Here is a 17,694-nt window from a genome sequence, read left to right as displayed (position 1 = left end):
ACCGCCGATGGATGTGCATTATAGACCATTAAATTCTCTTGGCAAGGGGTATTTCAGCCTTTTTCTATTGAGTGCCGCTTTTTTCTACTATTTTGAGAAAAAAGTGATGTATATGCCTTTTTTTTAGGCACCTCAGTCAACATTAGATGAGATATTAAACTTTTTTTACTTTATCAACTTCATGTAGAATAGATTATTCGTGCAATAGTTTGGCATTAACTCACCATGTGGCAGTTCGCTAAGAAAGTATTTGTTTGCATACTTGTAGTGTTTGCTACGAGTGGGCCTTGTTATGCCAATTCAAAACATAACTTCTATGTGCTTACATTATCTATTCTAAGCTACAGTAAGTGGGAGAATGTAAATACTCCTACTCTTTGTATTATTGATAATCCCTCCATTACATCTACCTTTCAATCTTATATCCAGCAAATGTCTTATAATTATCGTGTTCAAACTGTAAACGCGAAAGATTTTGCACGGTCACATTGTCAGGCTGTTTATTTTTCTACTACTTCTCCACAGCAGCAACAAAGCCTTATTCAGAATTATCCTTATCGTTCTTTACTTTCTTTAAGCATCAATAATTCAGACTGTGAAATAGGAAGTATCTTTTGTTTATATAATCAAAATAATTACACTACCTTTAAAGTTAACTTAGATGCTTTAAGTCACTCCAAAGTTCATATTGATCCAAGAGTATTGCTCTTGGCTAAGAATGCGGAGTAAGGATTATGATATCTAAGTTGTATCAGTCCACTTCATTGCATGCTTTATTTAGAAAGTCTCAATTTACGATTTTTGCAATTACGTTCTTTATTTGTTCTTTTACTTTTGTATCAATTTCTGTTTTTACAATGGAAACCTATGCCAAACAAAATTTACAATTGCTCAGCCATACCCTGCTCGAACGTATTCAACCAGCAGTTGTATTTAATGACAAAATTACGATAGAGCAAATTTTGAATGAATATACGAATGATCATTCAATCCGTACTATTCATATTTATGATTCAGAACATCACCTTATTGCGCAAAGTTTTAAATTATCAAGTCAGACTTCAATTTTAGAGGGCTGGTTTGATCATTGGTTTTTAAATGAACCCGTTCATCTTACAATTTATCATCACGAACAAAATGTAGGTGAATTAACCCTTTTTGGTAGTTCAGAAAAAATATTGCAGTTCCTAAAAATGATTATGGTAGGGCTCGCAATTGCGATGTTGTTTATTGTTTGCGCTTTGTGGTGGTCAGTAAATCTAACTTATCGCCAAATTATGCAGGCTATTTATCCACTTACCAATATTGCTCAAATTGTAAGTGAGCAAAAAGCTTATAATCTTCGGTTCCCTTATAATCGAATTAAAGAATTTCAAGATTTAAATACTGTTTTTAATGAGTTACTTGAAGAAATTCAGATATGGGACAATCAATTACAAAAAGAAAATCGTAAATTGTCATTTCAGGCTCATCACGATCAGCTCACCTTATTACCTAATAGACATTATTTTTATCAAATTCTTTTAGATATGTTTGAAGATAAGGGATTTGATAATAAGTCTGCTTTATTATTTATAGATAACAATAACTTCAAAGCGATTAATGACCAGTTTGGACATTTGGCTGGAGATGAAGTTTTAAAAGAAATGGCAAATCGTTTGCAAACCCGTTTACGTCATCAAGATTTTATCGCGCGTTTAGGCGGCGACGAATTTGCTGTTATTTTGCATTCCATTAGTCATGCTGATCATTTAATATCTATTGCTGAAAATTTACTCGAAAGCTGTAAAGAACCTTTGCATCTGAATGGTCAAACCATTTACTTCAGTTTTAGTGTGGGTATTGCTTTATCACAATTTGCATCTAGCCCCGAAGATTTCATTATGCAAGCAGATCAGGCAATGTATAAGGCTAAAAATTCGGATGAACGCTGGTTTATCTATAAACCTGAAAATTAAATTTAGGCTAATCTATGAATACAAGATCTTTAAAACTCTCCTTTATTGCATTGCTATGCATTACTCTTGCAGGGTGCCTGAGTTTTGGGCCATTAAAATATCGTCAGGTAAAATTGCTCAAAAAAGAAGGTTTTGTGCTTACAAATGAAGGATGGACTTTAGGTTTACCAGAACGTTTGTTATTTGACTTTAATAATGCAGAGTTAAAACAGAGCCATGAAGCTGAGTTAGTACGTCTGGCATCTCAGTTGAATAAATATGATCTGAATAAATTGAAAATTGTTGGTCATACTGATGATGTTGGCGATGCTGCTTATAATCAAAAGCTGTCGGAAGAGCGTGCACAAAGTGTGGCAAACCTTTTCTTAGCTCGCGGATTTAAAAAAGAAAATATCTATGTGATTGGTCGCGGTTCAACGCAGCCCTATGTTCCAAATACAACCAATGAAAATCGTGCGATTAACCGACGTGTTGCCATTGTTGTTATTCCATAATTTTCAATTTATAAAAAAGCCAATCCTCTGTGATTGGCTTTTTTATTTTAAACTAACTCAATAATATCAATTGTTGGCGGCACTCTAAAACGTAAAGGGATGCCAACCATTCCTGTGCCAACTGTCACAAAAACATCGGCATGTTCGTGAGAGTAAAATCCACGTTTATGACCTAAAATTGACACTTTTTTCATAATATAGGTGGTAAGCCATGGAAGCTCAACCTGCCCTCCATGTGTATGCCCAGATAACATTAATGGTCGATTCGGCAATTTAGGCACCATGTCTACCGTATCGGGATTATGGGAAAGAATTAACCAAGGCTTGTCTTGTGGTAAATCTGGCATCGAACGCATGTCGGTTTTTCCAGCCCAGAGATCACCAATACCAATCAAACGAAATTCTTCAAAATCAACTATTTTGCCTTCAATATCGACAACTTCATTATAAAACAAGGCATCTTTTAATAATTGTTGGATAGGTGGTCCTGGATATTGCTCATCATGGTTTCCAGGAACGGAGTAAACAGGTGCCTGAATTTCTTTTAAAACACTCAATTCTTGAATTAGTCTATTTTCTGGCTCATACGTCCAGTCACCCGCCACAACCACTAAATCAGGTTGCTGTTCATTTAATTTTTTAACTATTGTTTTGAGCTGGCGCTCATGCCCTGAAAATAAACCAATATGTAAATCAGCAATTAACGCTACTTTTACCGGTTTATTAAAACTTCGATCTGGATTTAACCGATATTGATGTGTATCGACACGCACTAGATGAGGTTCAATAAATCGGGCATAAATTAAAATGCCACTTAAGAAAAAGATGAAAATACCTTGATGAATTGAATAGTAACCAATCCAAGCAGCGTATAAATTAAAAAACCAGAGAGGAATAAGTAGATAAGAGAGATAAAATGCGAGTAAATGGACAAAAGCTTTAAATGGATGAATAGTCTCGGTTCGAGATTGATGAATCCAAGCTTCAGAAATCCCCCATAAAGCAAGTATTGAAAATATAAAGTAAAAACAAAAAATAATTGAATTTGGATTCCACATTACGACTCTCGACTTATCTTATATTGATTGCTAGTAATCAAATTCAATATTTATCTTTCAATATGCACGAATTATACTCTAGCTCACGTTATCGTATGTACTGATTATGGCACAATCCTTTCATTCCAAACAGCTTCAAACGAATCAACAAGCTAAAGGCTTTTTGATAAAAGCCTCTATAGTCCTATGTTCTAGTTTTGCTGTGGGTTTGACAGGATGTAGTACTCTGCCAAAACATGGTGTTGAGCCAGTACAATATGCAAAAGATATTGATACTTCTGAGACCTCACTTGCCAAACTGATTACTCCCTTACGTCAGCAAAACCCAAAACTAACGGGTTTTCACATATTAAATGATCCTTTGGAGGCTCTAGCAGCCCGCCTAAGATTAATTGATAAAGCCGAAAAGACATTAGATTTACAATATTATATTTGGGACAATGACAAAGTTGGTGCTTTGGCGTTACACGCGATTATTCGGGCAGCTGATCGCGGGGTAAAAGTCCGACTTCTTATTGATGATAATAATGCAAAAAAAATAGAAGGGATTTTGCTTGCCCTTTCTCAGCATAAAAATATTGAAGTTAAGCTTTTTAATCCCTACCGTTTTCGTAAATATCGTGCGATGGATATGGTGCTTGATTTAAAACGTATCAATCGTCGTATGCATAATAAAAGTTTTATTGCCGACAATGAGGTTGCTCTTATTGGCGGAAGAAACATGACAAATCAATATTACAATGTAAGTGATAGTTATCAATTCTCTGATGTCGATGTAATGTTAGTTGGTGCTGCTGTTGATGATATTGTGAATTCGTTTGATGACTACTGGAATCATGAATATGCATATTCAGTTCAAAGTATCGTAAGTCCAGAGCAACATCGTCTACGTTATGAAGGATTAAAAGAGCAACTCGAAGCTCACTACCAACAGGCGACAGTTCAAAACTTTCTAAACTTAACCGCAAAATCACATGCATTTGATGAATGGTTAAATCGCAATATTCAATTCGACTGGGTCAAAGCAGAAGTCGTAAAAGACTCGCCTGATAAAATCAAATCAAAGGCTAAAAAAGAAGAACACCTTAATTTCCAGTTAATTAACCATCTAGAAAAACCGGAAAGTAATGTTGATTTAATTTCAGCTTATTTTATTCCTGAAAAGCAAGGCGCCAAGATTTTAAGTACTCTTGCTAAAGAAGGTGTTGAGGTTCGAGTCTTAACGAACTCATTTAAAGCAAATGACGTTGCTGTCGTTCATGCCTTTTATGGAAAGTACCGTAAAGAACTGCTTAAAAACGGCGTACAACTTTATGAATTTTTACCGACACCAGATAAAAGAGATTTAAATAAAAATACAGATGAGCTAGCAACTAAAGCAAAAGTGAATATGAAGGGATTAAGCCGCTCAAGCTTGCATACAAAACTTATGGCATTAGATGAGCAGGTTTTTATTGGTTCATTTAATTTTGATCCACGCTCAGCATATTTGAATACTGAAATTGGCGTAATTTTGGATAGTCCATCATTGGCTAAAACCATTCACCACACCATGGATGAAAATTTAAACAAATTTGCTTATAAGCTAAAGCTTGACGCTAATAATCATATTTATTGGCAGCAAGAGACTTCACATGGTCCCTTAATTTATAAACAGGAACCGGAGATGAAATGGTGGCAAAAAGCAGGCATGAAGTTTCTTTCATGGCTGCCACTTGAAGGATTCATGTAATTAATTTTTTGGCTTAAGTACTTTTTGATGTAGTTGAGCCAAGCCTTCTACCATTTTTTCTTGAACTTCATTCGTTAAACTTTTCACATCATGCCCTTCCACAGAAATTGGTGGCAAAGTTAACAAATGAGCTGTTACTTTCGGCATTTCAAGTACGCGTTGAATATGTTCTGCAAAAGACATCTCACCAATGAATGGAGCAACTGTATCTAATTGTCCATAACGGTTTACATAACAAATTAAACATACCTGTACTGGACGTTGAGCCTCAATAGCAGCCCCGAGTAGACGGCCATGTACTTTCTTAACAGAATGCCCATCTGTGGTAGTCGCTTCAGGGAAAAATAGTACAGGAATATTTTGTTTTAAAAATTCGGTAATTTGCTCACGGATTCTAACGGAGTCCCCAGACCCACGCTTAATAAATAAAGTTCCACCACCTTTAGCTAAATTCCCGAAAATGGGCCAATTTTCAATTTCAGCTTTAGCAAGGAAGAAAACACGAGCCCCTGAACCTAAAACAGCAACATCTAGCCAGGAAATATGATTACTTACCCAAAGAGCAGGTTCTCGAGGAATTGTTCCATGTACTTCTACATCTAAGTTAAAAACCTGACATAAACGGCGGCAAAAATATTGAACATAGCGTGTATTAACCGGATTATTAGGATCTTTATAAAGGCCATGTCGATAAACTAAATAAAAACCTTCACTAATTGCAGCCGTGGCAGAAGTGACTTTTTTTCCGTATAAACCTATTTTTGATAATTTCTTTAACGTTGAATTAACTATACTTTGCGTTTGAGCCATAAAATTTCACTAACGATCAATCATTGTTATACCCATCTCGAGCATTCTATACGTTTCAGAATAAACTTGCATTGATGATAGAGAACGGGAAATAAAATAAATTCAGACATCTCTAACTACATTTAACTAATCTAAAGGATAAGAACAAACGCTTTCCCCTTTTGCTTAAGTTTCATCTAGAATAAAGTTTTCCCATTTTCAGGATTTATAGCCACGTGGAATATGTTGATCGGCATCAAGGCGGTGAACGCACAATTTTAGTGAGTGTTTCTGTACAATTATTAGATGATCTGGATGCCGAAGAGTTTGCTCTACTTGCACAGTCTGCTGGTGCAGATATCCTTGAACATATTAAGGTTCAGCGAAATAAACCCAATCCTAAATTTTTTATTGGTTCAGGGAAAGTTGAAGAAATTGCAGAGCGAGTTCAGGAACTAGAAGCAAGTCTGGTGATTTTTGATCATGCTTTATCACCCGCTCAAGAACGAAATTTAGAAAGAATATTAAAATGCCGAGTCATTGACCGTACTGGCTTAATTTTAGATATTTTTGCGCTACGTGCTCGTACGCATGAAGGTAAATTACAAGTCGAGCTTGCACAGTTAAAGCATTTATCTACGCGTCTTATTCGCGGTTGGTCAGCAGACTTTGAACAACAAAAAGGTGGTATTGGCTTACGTGGTCCTGGTGAAACACAACTAGAAACAGATCGTCGCCTCATTCGCGTTCGTATTGCCCAATTAAAAGATAAATTAGAAAAAGTACATCAAACCCGTATTCAAGGACGTGCTGCAAGACAAAAGGCAGCCATTCCAACTGTGTCGCTAGTTGGTTATACCAATGCGGGCAAATCAACTCTATTTAATATTTTAGCGAAAAGTGATGTCTACGCAGCCGACCAACTATTTGCAACACTCGATCCGACATTACGCCGTTTGGAATGGGATGGTATTGGTACTGTCGTGTTAGCAGATACAGTAGGCTTTGTACGGAACTTACAACATGATTTAGTTGAATCATTCAAGGCAACACTTGAAGAAACACTTGAAGCCACCCTATTACTGCATGTTATTGATAGTAATAGCCATGACATGCTTGATCAAATTGAAGCAGTTGAAGGTGTATTAAAAGAGATTGGCGCAGATGCTCCTGTACTTCGGGTATACAACAAAATTGACTTAAGTGGTGAAGAAGCCAAAATCATTTATGCCGAGCCACATGTACCAGATCGAGTTTATGTTTCGGCTCATGCTGGCCTTGGTCTAGAATTACTTCAACAAGCAGTGCAAGAATGTTTAATGGGTCAAATTCAACATTTTTCACTGATTCTTAAACCTGCTTATGGCAAATTGCGCACCCAACTTTATGCTTTAAATGTGATTCAGTCTGAACACTATGATGATGCTGGCTTATTGCATATTGATGTACGCATTGCCCCACATAAGTTAGAAAAGCTTATTCGCCAAGCAAAACTGCCCTTAGAGGAAATCTTGGGAGAACGTGCTAGTCAATTTAGCCGTCCCTTAGAGGAGTTTGAAATCAAGGGTCAGATCAGTTAAAACTTGATAAGTAAACTTTTAGAGATAAAAAATATGGATAAGATCAAAAGTATAGACTGGACAGCATGGGTAGCAACGTTATTACTCATTATTGGTTTTCGTGAAGGCTCTGTCATCGTCATGCGTGCTTTTGGTCATCCAGAATTAGGTAATCTGGTCGGGTTAATCAGCTTACTCACTATTTTGATTATCTGGCGAAAGTTCAAAAAAATCCCTCTCCGGATAGTTGATACAAATAATAAAATTATGAAAGAAAGTGGATTTGCTTTTTTACCCGTTTGTGCTGGCTCCTTAATTATGTTGGTGCATATGGGTAAAGAAATTCCACTATTCCTTTTTGTTTTAGTAGTCAGCACCCTTATACCTTTGTGGGTCTATGCAAAAATGGCAAAACGTTGGTTATAAGGAGAATAAAATGTTTACGATCTTTTACGGTTTTTTAATCACATTAATTGGTTATCTGTGTGCAAAACCTTTAAACCGACGTTTTCCGCAAGTTCCACTTTTAGTTTTCGGCATGTTCATTGTCATTGCCTTACTTTCAGTTTTACAAGTTCCTTATGAACAATATCGTCTTTATGTGAATGAGTTATTTAGCCATTTATTGGGGTATGTGACTGTAGCCTTAGCCATTCCTTTAGCTGCAATGCGTTACGATGACCTTCCAATTAAATCGGTCATTGGGATTTTATGTTTTGCAAGTATAAGTGCCGTTGCTTTGCCTATGGGCCTCGCTTATTTGTTACATATGTCAGAACCTACTATTCTTGCATTTGCAACCCGTGCGGTGACTACCCCTATCGCCCTGAATATCGCAACGTTATTACATGCTCCTGAAACGCTGGTGACCCTTATTGTTATTTTATCTGGGGTTATTGGAGCGGCTTTTTCACCATTTTTACTCAAGCATATTCATGATGAAAGAGCATCAGGCTTAGCCTTAGGTTTAGCTGCGCATGCCATAGGAACAGCTCAAGCTTGGCAACGCGGTCCAGTTGCGGGTCGCTACGCTGCATTTGGTATGGCTTTGAATGGCGTATTTACTGCAATTTGGCTACCTACATTAATGTTGTCACTCGGAACACCATAATTAATAAGCCTATTAAATAAACATTGAACGGTATATAAATTCGAAATAAGATGACCTTTCAATGTTAAAAGGATTTTTAATGATGGGGAAAATTTTTATTGGAGCTTTGCTCTTACTGGGGATCAATACTGCTACATTTGCAGCAGACATTATAGGTCTTTGGCAAACAATTGATGATAAGACTGGCGCGCCCAAAGCACAGGTAGAAATACGTAAAGAAGCCAATGGGACATATGCTGGAAAGATCGTTAAAGTTACACCACGCCCAGGTTATACGCCTAAAGAGATTTGTGATAACTGCCCTGCACCCTATACCAATAAACCCATTTTAGGTTTGGATATTGCAACTGGCTTAAAAAAGACAGATGAGCTTAATTATACAGGCGGGAAAATTCTAGATCCGAATACGGGCAAAGTTTATGGGCTTAAAGCAAAACTTAGCGCAACTGGTAAACGTCTTCATATGCGTGGATATCTAGGAATTTCTGCTTTGGGACGTAACCAAATTTGGTTACGCGTAGAATAAAAGTTAAAAATAAAAAAGCCGCTTATGCGGCTTTTTTATTTTCACTCGGGTACAACCCTCGTCTTGCGCTCATGAAAAGCATTGCTTTTCCTATATTCACTCAGGATTATCGACAGCAAAGATTTCTTTATCTTCAAGGCGATAAGCCATTAATTTTCGTCCCCAAACACAGCCGCCATCAATGTTCTGGATTTGCTCATTAACGCTTCTACCTTCTAGGGCAGCCCAATGACCAAAAATAATCTGATGAGTCTGAGCAGCTTTACTTGGAAATTCGAACCAAGGTAAATAGCCTTCTGGCATTGGCGCATCCAGAGCATCTTTAAAACTGAACTCTAAAGCTCCTTCTGCGTTGGTTAAACGCATGCGAGTCAAATAATTGGTAATACAACGTAAACGTGCTGAACCAATTAAATTGTCTTCCCACAAATCGGGTTTTGAACCATACATTTCTGCTAAAAAAGCATCCAATACAGATAAATCTTCATGTGAGAGTACTGCTTCAACCTCTTTTGCTAGCGTTGCAGTTTTTTGTGCATCCCAAATGCAAGGTATGCCAGCATGAGTAAGAATTGTGTGCTCGTTTGGGAATAAACATAAAGGTTGTTTACGCAACCAATCGATTAATTCATCGCCATCAATTGCATCAATAACATCCTGCGTGCGATCTTTTTCTTTAATCTCTTTTAAACCACGTGCACACGCAATTAAAGTGAGGTCATGGTTTCCGAGCACAGTTGCAGCAGCGCCGCGGTCAGCAAGTTTTTTAACAAAACGTAAAGCTCCCACTGAGTTTTCGCCACGAGCAACCAAATCACCTGCAAACCATAAAAAATCTTGGTCTGGATCAAAACGTATTTCTTTAAGTAAGGCTTTCAGAGCTTCAAAACACCCTTGTACATCGCCAATCACATAATTAAAACGTTTAGTCATTTATCCCACCATTTGATCGGCTAAAGCAACAAATTGAGTAAGTGTTAAAGTTTCAGGACGAGCCATCGGATCAACGCCTGCTTTTTCAAAGCCATCTTCAGCGATCATACCTTTAAGACTATTTCTTAGGGTTTTACGACGTTGGGTAAATACATGACCAACCAACCGAGCTAAAGCTTTTTCATCTTTTGCAATAATTGGCTTTTGTTCATAGGGAACAAGGCGGAAAACAGCACTCGTTACTTTAGGTGGTGGGTTAAATGCGCCAGCTGGCACTTCAAATAAAAACGTTGGTTGGCAATAATACTGAATCATTACCGACAAGCGACCATATTCTTTTGTGTTTGGCTCAGCCGTAATACGGTCAACCACCTCTTTTTGGAGCATAAAGTGCATGTCTTTAACTTTACTGCCAAATTCCAAGAGATGAAAAAGTAATGGGGTTGAAATGTTATAAGGTAAATTACCAACCACACGCAATGGTCGACCATCTTTTACCAGTTCGTTAAAATCATATTTTAATGCATCAGCTTCTATAATCGTTAAACGTTCAGGATGTGGAACGCGTTCTGGTAAGCCTGCTGCTAAATCACGATCTAGCTCAACAACTGTTAAGGCATCACATTCCCCAATTAAAGGAGATGTTAATGCGGCCAAACCAGGTCCAATTTCGACAACATTTTCACCCGCACGCGGATTCACCGAGCGCACGATTTTGGCAATGACTCGCTGATCATGTAAGAAGTTTTGACCAAAACGTTTACGAGCTTTATGCCCTTCATCTTTCGGGTTTAGGGCATTAATTTGATACATAGAACATTTCCAACATGAAAAATTTAGCTCGCTGCCAAAGATAAAGCTAAATCGACAGCGACATTTAAACTTGAGCTTTTTGCCAAACCGGTCCCGGCCAAAGACAATGCCGTGCCATGATCGACCGAAGTTCGGATGAATGGCAAACCCAATGTAATATTGATGGCCTCACCAAACCCTTGTGATTTTAACACAGGTAGACCTTGATCATGGTACATAGCAAGTACAGCATCAGCATTTTTAAGATGCTCAGGGGTAAACAAGGTGTCCGCAGGCAAGCTTAGACTCATTTTAATCCCTTGCGCCCGATAACTTTCAAGTACAGGATTAATGGTCTCAATCTCTTCGCGTCCCAAATACCCATCTTCACCCGCGTGAGGATTTAATCCGCAAACAAGTACGCGCGGATCCATAATCTTAAATTTAGTTTTTAAATCATGTAATAAAATATCAATGACTTGATGTAGACGCTCTTTGGTAATTGCATCGGCAACATCTCTTAACGGCAAATGTGTAGTAGCCAAGGCAACACGTAAAGTCTTAGTCGCAAGCATCATAACGACACGCTCTACACCTGCAAATTCTTGATAGTATTCAGTGTGTCCACTAAACAAAATACCTGCATCGTTAATGACCGACTTTTGCACAGGAGCGGTGGCGACCCCAACACTTTTACCAGACATTGCATAATCAGCTGAACGGCGTAATTGTTCTAATACATAAGGTGCATTAGCTGAGTTTAATTGCCCATCGACAACCGCCGTTTCTAAAGGTACATGCTCTATATAAAGTTCACCTGAAGACGATGATTCAGCTTGTCCCGTATATTCTAGAAATTGAATATCTATCCCGAGTTTCTGGGCACGTTGTTCTAATAAATTTCGGTCACCCAAAATAACAAGTGGGCGTTCATCAACTCGCTTAGCCAAGCTCAAGCAAATATCTGGACCAATACCAGCCGGCTCACCAGAAGTGACATATAAAGGCAGCACAATCACCCCAGACACATAACGAAAATTTGTTTGATTTTAACATATCCCGCATTCATCAGTTTATGGATTAAATTATATGGCTTAAACTGGATTTTTCTTGTGACTTTGAACAAACTCGTTTAGAATGCTCGCTCCTTTTGTTTGGACAGATTCCATAGTCCAAACCAACTATAATAGGTAGTGGTTTAATGAAAACTCTCAGCGCTAAGCCAGCTGAAGTTCAACATGACTGGTATGTTGTTGATGCTTCTGGCAAAACTTTAGGTCGCCTTGCGACTGAAATCGCTCGTCGTTTACGCGGTAAGCACAAAACTTCTTATACTCCTCACGTTGACACTGGCGATTACATCGTTGTGATTAATGCTGAACAAGTTCAAGTGACTGGTAAAAAAGCACTTGATAAGAAATATTATCGCCATACTGGTTTCCCTGGTGGTATCCGTGAGACTAACTTCGAGAAGTTAATTGCTCACAAGCCTGAAGCTGTTCTTGAAAAAGCAGTTAAAGGCATGTTACCAAAAGGTCCTCTTGGTTATGCAATGATCAAAAAAATGAAAGTGTACGCTGGTACTGAGCATCCGCATGCTGCTCAACAGCCACAAGTTTTGGACATCTAAGGGATACAGCACATGGCTACTAATTATGGTACAGGTCGCCGTAAGACCGCAACTGCACGTGTTTTCTTGTCAGCTGGTACAGGCAAACTCGTTATTAACAACCGTACTTTAGAGCAATATTTCGGTCGTGAAACTGCTCGTATGGTTGTTCGTCAACCTTTAGAACTTTTAGAAGTTACTGAAAAGTTTGACCTTTACATCACTGTTAAAGGTGGTGGTATTGGTGGTCAAGCTGGCGCGATCCGTCACGGTATTACTCGTGCGCTTATCGCTGCTGACGAAACTTTAAAACCTGTTCTTCGTCAAGCTGGTTTCGTTACTCGTGATGCTCGTGAAGTTGAACGTAAGAAACTTGGTTTACGTAAAGCTCGTAAGCGTCCTCAATTCTCTAAACGTTAATTCGTTTATCGAGTTGGACAAAAAGCCTTGGATTTTTCCAAGGCTTTTTTATTATGAAAATAGAACAATAAAATGCAAACTTATAAATATAAACAAACTATCTCTTTAGAACCGTGATTTCCTAGAGCATTTTTAGTATCCTAATCGATTCACTCAACCACGTCGTCTTGTGATATGTCGGTCGAAAACACCTCTATTCAGGGGATTACCCTTTACAGTCATGCTGATGATTTCCGTTCTCACTGGATTCGTTTCTTATTAGCAGAAAAGCAAATCAAATATCAATTGATCGTAACTGACCATGAAGACGAAGATTTAGCAAGTTTAAATCCTTATAACCAATTGCCGATGTTGGTCGAGCAAAATCTTAAATTATTTTCAGCGCCAATTATTGCTGAATATTTAGATGATCGTTATCGCCAAGGTAAGCTTTACGCAGATGCGCCAATGATGCGTGCAGAGCAGCGTCAATATATATGGAGACTTGAAAACGACTGGTTCAAATTAGCAGATCAGATGTTAAAGCATGCTGATTCTTTAAATGTCGAACAAAAGCAAAAAGCTCAAAAAGAATTACGTGAAACTTTAATTTCACTTACTCCCCTATTTCAGCATTTTCCCTATTTTATGTCTGAAAATTTCACCATCTTGGACTGTATGCTTGCCCCTATTTTCTTAAGGCTAAATAGTATGGGAATCGATTTACCGAAACAGCACTGCCGACCGATACTTTTGTATTGTAAACGTATCTTTGAGAGGCCTTCTTTTGCTAAATCAATGACGGCTCAAGAGAAAAACCGTTACAATGAACTATTAAATATGGAATAGTGTGATATGTCTGAGCAACCTATTGATTTAACCCCTACACGTCCTTATCTTGCTCGTGCAATCTATGAATGGATTTGTGATAACCAGCTTACTCCTTATCTATTAGTGGATGCGACACAGCCACATACCGATGTTCCACAGCAATTTGTTAAAGATGGGCAAATCGTTTTAAATATCGTGCCCCATGCTGTTCATCAACTTCTTATTGCAAATGAATCCATTACTTTTTCTGCCCGTTTCGGGGGGGCATCGAAAGACATTTATGTACCTATTCAAGCAGTTTTAGGTATTTATGCACGTGAGAATGGGCAAGGTTTATTCTTTGATCCTGAAGAATATGCCAATGTAGCGCCTGTAGAAAATATAGCAGAGCCAGAAGTACAAGAAGCTGAAACAACATCGACCAAGAAAAAACCGACGTTAAGAATTTTAGATTAAATTTAGAGGAAGAAAGCATGGCATTTGATTTAGTCCAATACTTTGCTGAGCAGATAAAAATTCAAAAGCCTCAGCTTTTAAATCAATATCCAGTTAATGAAAAAAATAAACTGATTGATGAGGTGAATATTCTTACGCTTGGAAAACTGATTAGTTTATGGCGCCAAGATGACAATAAGATTTATCATGAAATAAAATCGGCAGATCCACTTTATATTCAAGAAGTTGCTCGACATTTAACAACTTCTAAGCATAACCAGTCAACTTTAAAAAATGCAGAACTAGAACAGAGTATTTCTGAAATTTTAACTTTGCAGTTAGCCGAACTTAACCAGCTCGATGAAACAGGTGGTTTTGGGCATAATGGCTTAAAAGAATTAATTTTAGGTCAAGTCGAACACTTATCAGGTCAGGCAGAAGATTGGGTTTGGTCAACAAACCATCTAAATGAGTTAATTGGTTCTAAACCTGTGGAACAAGAAGAGCTATCATTGGATACAACAATGAAGGAGTTCAACCAAATGGTTCACCAAGCCCAACCTCATCATGATGACGTGCATATTGAAGAACAAGCTGCCGAAATTTCTGTACCAACATGGTCAAAGATTATTGCCCCTGTCGTTGCTTTAGCAATTTTGGGCTACCTCTATTGTATTTATACACAGCTCGTTTAGTTTGATCATTGTTATAAAAAAGGGGAATTTGTTATTCCCCTTTTTTTGATTAAAACCAACATATTTTATTAATAAATATTGTATTAATATTCTATTACAATTGTTTTGCCTAAATTTTAAAATATATAATGTAAACCGCAGCACAATATTAAAAGTATAATGTAAAAGTAATCTTATAATATTTTTTATAATCTGACATTTTCCGTCACTTATTGCCTAAAACTAAAACATCACACTTTATTTGATTGATTGACTTAAAATTATTCAGAAATATAATGAATTTCAACTACTTTTAGGAAAAAGTAGTAAATATAATTTTAGAATCCTGAGAGATAAAAACATGGCTAAACTTTCTTTAGATAGCTTAACTGAAATTGATGGTTTTATTGCTTCTGCACTTGTTGATTCAGAAAGCGGTTTATCACTTGCAACACAAGGTGGTGGGGAAATTGATTTAGAATTGGCTGCTGCAGGAAACACAGAAGTAATTCGCGCAAAGCGAAATATCGCCAATGCATTGAAATTAAATGATAATATTGAAGATATTTTAATTACCTTAGGTAAGGCTTACCACTTAATTCGACCTCTAGAAAGTAATAATAATTTGTTCCTTTACTTAGTGCTTGATCGTGCTAAATCGAATTTAGCTATGGCTCGTCATGAGTTAAAGTCATTTGAAAAAGAGCTAGACTTTAGCTAATTAATCTAAGATGTGCTTTTTATATTTATTATAAAAAGCACATTAAAACCTCTATCTTATTCAATAAAATTTAATGTGATACTATGGATAGGCATTGCATAAATATTGCAACTTCTGGTTTAAGTTCAAAAGTTTCAGATGAATTAAAAATACTAATCAGAAATTTTATATCTAATCAATACGGTATTAATTGGGTTAATATTTCAAGCAATCATATTGATCTATTATTAATTAACGAATTTTTTTTTGACTCTGACAATATTCAAAATGTTCTTCAAAAGAAAAAGTTTCCTTATTTAAAAATTAGTAAAACTCCTTCAAAAAATGGATATCAAGTTTATGAACATACTCTATATCTGCCACTAGAAAAAGTAGAACCTTTACTAGAGTGGTTACAAAAAAATCTATTATCATTTTTAAATCAAAATAATGTTGCGATAGTTCCAGATTTATCTACTGAACTCCTCATTATTGATGAACAATTTATAAGAAATTTACATAGTCCAGAAAATACTAAATTACATTTATTTGATGATAAAGGCACTCTAGCTATTATTGATAACAGAGCTCAAATTGCTTGGATAGAACCCTCTCGTCAAAAAGCACATACCAATATGAGCTTTAACTTTGCTTTTGCTAAAACATCGGATTTTACTAAAGTTTCTCGTAAAAAAAGTTATTACTTACAAGACTGGTTATGGAACCTAATTTGGTGTTCAAAAGATTTTGAAAATTTAGCTTCAGTTGATGGTTACTTCAAAATCGATCATTGGCCACAGCCCTACCAAAAAGAATATAGAAAAGTGAGTCTACAGCTCTCAGCATGTTTTATACAGGGTGCAAAAATTACTGATGTTGCTAAACAACTCAACGTATCAATTGACGATGTTTTACGCTTCGTTACGGCTTGTGTAATGGCAAATAACGGAAGATTTGTTTCTGCGAATAAATGCTCTTACGCACCAAGCTCTCATTTAGAAAATTCAAATATAGACAATCATTTTTTTAAAAATTTTATAGGGAAGATTAGACGCCGCTTTGGTCTTTAGGGAACATTATGATTATACAGCAATATAAAATTGTCTTTGCAGGCAGCATGGGGGCTGGAAAAACAGAAGCGATTAAATCGTTATCTGAGATTCCAATTCTGGAAACAGAAGCATTCAATACCGATGTACAAAGTCACCAGAAAACCCAGACCACTGTAGGTATTGATTATGGTGAAATTACTTTAGATGATGGAATCAAAATTGGATTATATGGGACACCTGGGCAAAGCCGTTTTGATTTTATCTGGTCGGTCATTTGTGAAGGTGCGATCGGTATTATTTTATTATTAGATCATAATAGTCCGAATTCAATTGACGAACTAAATGACTACTTAAAAACCTTTAAAAATTATAATGATAATATTGTGATTGGTATTACTCATATTGATGAAAATAAAGAATCCTCTCTTCAGCAATATCGTAATTGGATAAAAGCAAATGAACTGCCTTATCCCTTATTCTTCATTGATGCGCGAGAGCAAGAACAAATTTTAATGATGGTTGAGTCATTAATTGCATCACTTGAAGTGAAGGCTGGGACAATATCACAGGGGAATAATCATGCTTAGTATTCCAGCTCAAAAACGAACAGCACCAACGCAATTGCTACAACTCGCAAAAAGTGAAGCTCATACTATTTTGATGAATACACGCGGCGTAGATTTCGTGATGATTTGCTCTTCAGATGGTTTTGAATTAGCAACTGTGAGTCATAAAAACTACCACAACACCACTAAATTGGCGGCTGTCAGCAGTTCAATTTTGGCAATGGTGACTGCATTTTTAAAAGAAATTCAACTCACAGGCTGTAATAACATTACGCTAGACGCAGATAATGGCAAAGCCATTTTGACAGCTATCCCTGCTGTTCATCACCCAATGGTCATGGTCACCTTAAGTAATAAAGAGGTTCTTTTGGGACAACTACTGTATAGCTTGAAAAAAGCAAGCCAGATCATTGCTGAGGCAGATGGCGAATAGATCATGATTCTCCACTAAAAAATACCGCTCATATAGAGCGGTA

22 protein-coding genes are annotated in these 17,694 nt (G+C 36.9%); 17 read left to right on the top strand and 5 right to left on the bottom strand.

Translation table 11 applies throughout. The features are described 5' to 3' along the window. The first annotated feature begins 225 nt into the window (after positions 1-225). The 3 genes from yfiR to yfiB are packed head-to-tail and all read left to right on the top strand — an operon-like array spanning position 226 to position 2,452. Positions 226-729: a regulatory sequestration protein YfiR gene (gene yfiR / locus AC07M3_RS19005; RefSeq protein WP_092710839.1), complete on the top strand. Its 504-nt coding sequence runs from the start codon at positions 226-228 to the stop codon at positions 727-729. Positions 730-734: 5 nt separating this feature from the next. Next, positions 735-1,958, top strand: a complete 1,224-nt coding sequence (gene dgcN, locus AC07M3_RS19000; RefSeq protein WP_005043367.1) for a diguanylate cyclase DgcN/YfiN — start codon at positions 735-737, stop codon at positions 1,956-1,958. 14 nt (positions 1,959-1,972) lie between these two features. Continuing rightward, a complete protein-coding gene (gene yfiB / locus AC07M3_RS18995; RefSeq protein ID WP_017387718.1) occupies positions 1,973-2,452 on the top strand; it encodes an outer membrane lipoprotein YfiB in 480 nt (159 codons plus the stop codon). A gap of 47 nt (positions 2,453-2,499) precedes the next feature. On the opposite strand, the gene AC07M3_RS18990 is transcribed toward yfiB, so the two are convergent. Further along, the gene (locus AC07M3_RS18990; protein ID WP_004638721.1) at positions 2,500-3,510 is read right to left on the bottom strand and encodes a metallophosphoesterase; all 1,011 of its coding nucleotides are present in this window, start codon (positions 3,508-3,510) and stop codon (positions 2,500-2,502) included. 106 nt (positions 3,511-3,616) lie between these two features. On the opposite strand from AC07M3_RS18990, the gene AC07M3_RS18985 reads away from it, so the two are divergent. Beyond that, positions 3,617-5,242 carry a phospholipase D-like domain-containing protein gene (locus AC07M3_RS18985; RefSeq protein WP_199991549.1) on the top strand — a complete coding sequence of 542 codons (1,626 nt, stop codon included), beginning with the start codon at positions 3,617-3,619 and terminating at the stop codon, positions 5,240-5,242. Here AC07M3_RS18985 and AC07M3_RS18980 read toward each other — a convergent pair whose 3' ends face one another. Further along, the gene (locus AC07M3_RS18980) at positions 5,243-6,052 is read right to left on the bottom strand and encodes a lysophospholipid acyltransferase family protein (protein WP_005043363.1); all 810 of its coding nucleotides are present in this window, start codon (positions 6,050-6,052) and stop codon (positions 5,243-5,245) included. It lies immediately after the preceding gene. A gap of 215 nt (positions 6,053-6,267) precedes the next feature. Between AC07M3_RS18980 and hflX the strand changes: the two genes are divergently transcribed. From hflX to AC07M3_RS18960, 4 genes are all read left to right on the top strand, one after another. Continuing rightward, positions 6,268-7,611: a ribosome rescue GTPase HflX gene (gene hflX, locus AC07M3_RS18975; protein WP_004638715.1), complete on the top strand. Its 1,344-nt coding sequence runs from the start codon at positions 6,268-6,270 to the stop codon at positions 7,609-7,611. 33 nt (positions 7,612-7,644) lie between these two features. Further along, positions 7,645-8,016, top strand: a complete 372-nt coding sequence (locus AC07M3_RS18970; RefSeq protein ID WP_004638713.1) for a hypothetical protein — start codon at positions 7,645-7,647, stop codon at positions 8,014-8,016. Positions 8,017-8,026: 10 nt separating this feature from the next. After that, positions 8,027-8,701 (top strand): LrgB family protein, encoded by a 675-nt coding sequence (locus AC07M3_RS18965; protein WP_005043360.1) that lies wholly within the window; start codon positions 8,027-8,029, stop codon positions 8,699-8,701. A gap of 82 nt (positions 8,702-8,783) precedes the next feature. Continuing rightward, a complete protein-coding gene (locus AC07M3_RS18960; protein WP_026056163.1) occupies positions 8,784-9,227 on the top strand; it encodes a DUF2147 domain-containing protein in 444 nt (147 codons plus the stop codon). A gap of 96 nt (positions 9,228-9,323) precedes the next feature. Here the strand turns inward: AC07M3_RS18960 and AC07M3_RS18955 are convergent, their stop codons facing one another. The 3 genes from AC07M3_RS18955 to pdxA are packed head-to-tail and all read right to left on the bottom strand — an operon-like array spanning position 9,324 to position 11,980. Further along, positions 9,324-10,160: a symmetrical bis(5'-nucleosyl)-tetraphosphatase gene (locus AC07M3_RS18955; RefSeq protein WP_199991550.1), complete on the bottom strand. Its 837-nt coding sequence runs from the start codon at positions 10,158-10,160 to the stop codon at positions 9,324-9,326. After that, positions 10,161-10,973: a 16S rRNA (adenine(1518)-N(6)/adenine(1519)-N(6))-dimethyltransferase RsmA gene (gene rsmA, locus AC07M3_RS18950; protein WP_017391499.1), complete on the bottom strand. Its 813-nt coding sequence runs from the start codon at positions 10,971-10,973 to the stop codon at positions 10,161-10,163. A 23-nt stretch (positions 10,974-10,996) separates the two neighbouring features. Further along, a complete protein-coding gene (gene pdxA, locus AC07M3_RS18945; protein WP_199991551.1) occupies positions 10,997-11,980 on the bottom strand; it encodes a 4-hydroxythreonine-4-phosphate dehydrogenase PdxA in 984 nt (327 codons plus the stop codon). A 173-nt stretch (positions 11,981-12,153) separates the two neighbouring features. On the opposite strand from pdxA, the gene rplM reads away from it, so the two are divergent. The 9 genes from rplM to AC07M3_RS18900 all read left to right on the top strand — a co-directional run bounded on the left by rplM (position 12,154) and on the right by AC07M3_RS18900 (position 17,651). Further along, entirely contained in the window at positions 12,154-12,582 is a 429-nt protein-coding gene (rplM, locus tag AC07M3_RS18940) for a 50S ribosomal protein L13 (protein ID WP_003656097.1), read from the top strand. A gap of 12 nt (positions 12,583-12,594) precedes the next feature. Continuing rightward, positions 12,595-12,981, top strand: a complete 387-nt coding sequence (gene rpsI / locus AC07M3_RS18935; RefSeq protein ID WP_002048725.1) for a 30S ribosomal protein S9 — start codon at positions 12,595-12,597, stop codon at positions 12,979-12,981. A 174-nt stretch (positions 12,982-13,155) separates the two neighbouring features. Further along, positions 13,156-13,809 (top strand): glutathione S-transferase N-terminal domain-containing protein, encoded by a 654-nt coding sequence (locus AC07M3_RS18930; protein WP_004638694.1) that lies wholly within the window; start codon positions 13,156-13,158, stop codon positions 13,807-13,809. A gap of 6 nt (positions 13,810-13,815) precedes the next feature. Continuing rightward, positions 13,816-14,247 (top strand): ClpXP protease specificity-enhancing factor, encoded by a 432-nt coding sequence (locus tag AC07M3_RS18925; protein WP_199991552.1) that lies wholly within the window; start codon positions 13,816-13,818, stop codon positions 14,245-14,247. A gap of 17 nt (positions 14,248-14,264) precedes the next feature. Further along, positions 14,265-14,921: a hypothetical protein gene (locus AC07M3_RS18920; RefSeq protein WP_133748179.1), complete on the top strand. Its 657-nt coding sequence runs from the start codon at positions 14,265-14,267 to the stop codon at positions 14,919-14,921. A gap of 340 nt (positions 14,922-15,261) precedes the next feature. Next, positions 15,262-15,621: a roadblock/LC7 domain-containing protein gene (locus tag AC07M3_RS18915; RefSeq protein WP_092710861.1), complete on the top strand. Its 360-nt coding sequence runs from the start codon at positions 15,262-15,264 to the stop codon at positions 15,619-15,621. An 83-nt stretch (positions 15,622-15,704) separates the two neighbouring features. After that, positions 15,705-16,670 (top strand): hypothetical protein, encoded by a 966-nt coding sequence (locus tag AC07M3_RS18910; protein WP_494568022.1) that lies wholly within the window; start codon positions 15,705-15,707, stop codon positions 16,668-16,670. 8 nt (positions 16,671-16,678) lie between these two features. After that, entirely contained in the window at positions 16,679-17,239 is a 561-nt protein-coding gene (locus tag AC07M3_RS18905; protein WP_494568023.1) for a GTP-binding protein, read from the top strand. Next, entirely contained in the window at positions 17,232-17,651 is a 420-nt protein-coding gene (locus tag AC07M3_RS18900; protein ID WP_092710870.1) for a roadblock/LC7 domain-containing protein, read from the top strand. The genes AC07M3_RS18905 and AC07M3_RS18900 overlap by 8 nt, the downstream gene beginning before the upstream one ends. Positions 17,652-17,694: the final 43 nt, after the last annotated feature.

The organism is Acinetobacter sp. GW821-FHT09D10 (assembly GCF_059416285.1).
The sequence above is the reverse complement of the archived record's forward strand: the minus strand, read 5'-3'. Positions and strand labels throughout refer to the sequence as shown.

Excerpts from the sequence above, each read along its gene's own strand:
- yfiR (WP_092710839.1), top strand. The coding sequence starts at position 226 with ATGTGGCAGTTCGCTAAGAAAGTATTTGTTTGCATACTTGTAGTGTTT.
- dgcN (WP_005043367.1), top strand. The coding sequence starts at position 735 with ATGATATCTAAGTTGTATCAGTCCACTTCATTGCATGCTTTATTTAGA.
- yfiB (WP_017387718.1), top strand. The coding sequence starts at position 1,973 with ATGAATACAAGATCTTTAAAACTCTCCTTTATTGCATTGCTATGCATT.
- AC07M3_RS18990 (WP_004638721.1), bottom strand. The coding sequence starts at position 3,510 with ATGTGGAATCCAAATTCAATTATTTTTTGTTTTTACTTTATATTTTCA.
- AC07M3_RS18985 (WP_199991549.1), top strand. The coding sequence starts at position 3,617 with ATGGCACAATCCTTTCATTCCAAACAGCTTCAAACGAATCAACAAGCT.
- AC07M3_RS18980 (WP_005043363.1), bottom strand. The coding sequence starts at position 6,052 with ATGGCTCAAACGCAAAGTATAGTTAATTCAACGTTAAAGAAATTATCA.
- AC07M3_RS18970 (WP_004638713.1), top strand. The coding sequence starts at position 7,645 with ATGGATAAGATCAAAAGTATAGACTGGACAGCATGGGTAGCAACGTTA.
- AC07M3_RS18965 (WP_005043360.1), top strand. The coding sequence starts at position 8,027 with ATGTTTACGATCTTTTACGGTTTTTTAATCACATTAATTGGTTATCTG.
- AC07M3_RS18960 (WP_026056163.1), top strand. The coding sequence starts at position 8,784 with ATGGGGAAAATTTTTATTGGAGCTTTGCTCTTACTGGGGATCAATACT.
- AC07M3_RS18955 (WP_199991550.1), bottom strand. The coding sequence starts at position 10,160 with ATGACTAAACGTTTTAATTATGTGATTGGCGATGTACAAGGGTGTTTT.
- rsmA (WP_017391499.1), bottom strand. The coding sequence starts at position 10,973 with ATGTATCAAATTAATGCCCTAAACCCGAAAGATGAAGGGCATAAAGCT.
- rplM (WP_003656097.1), top strand. The coding sequence starts at position 12,154 with ATGAAAACTCTCAGCGCTAAGCCAGCTGAAGTTCAACATGACTGGTAT.
- rpsI (WP_002048725.1), top strand. The coding sequence starts at position 12,595 with ATGGCTACTAATTATGGTACAGGTCGCCGTAAGACCGCAACTGCACGT.
- AC07M3_RS18930 (WP_004638694.1), top strand. The coding sequence starts at position 13,156 with ATGTCGGTCGAAAACACCTCTATTCAGGGGATTACCCTTTACAGTCAT.
- AC07M3_RS18925 (WP_199991552.1), top strand. The coding sequence starts at position 13,816 with ATGTCTGAGCAACCTATTGATTTAACCCCTACACGTCCTTATCTTGCT.
- AC07M3_RS18920 (WP_133748179.1), top strand. The coding sequence starts at position 14,265 with ATGGCATTTGATTTAGTCCAATACTTTGCTGAGCAGATAAAAATTCAA.
- AC07M3_RS18915 (WP_092710861.1), top strand. The coding sequence starts at position 15,262 with ATGGCTAAACTTTCTTTAGATAGCTTAACTGAAATTGATGGTTTTATT.
- AC07M3_RS18910 (WP_494568022.1), top strand. The coding sequence starts at position 15,705 with ATGGATAGGCATTGCATAAATATTGCAACTTCTGGTTTAAGTTCAAAA.
- AC07M3_RS18905 (WP_494568023.1), top strand. The coding sequence starts at position 16,679 with ATGATTATACAGCAATATAAAATTGTCTTTGCAGGCAGCATGGGGGCT.
- AC07M3_RS18900 (WP_092710870.1), top strand. The coding sequence starts at position 17,232 with ATGCTTAGTATTCCAGCTCAAAAACGAACAGCACCAACGCAATTGCTA.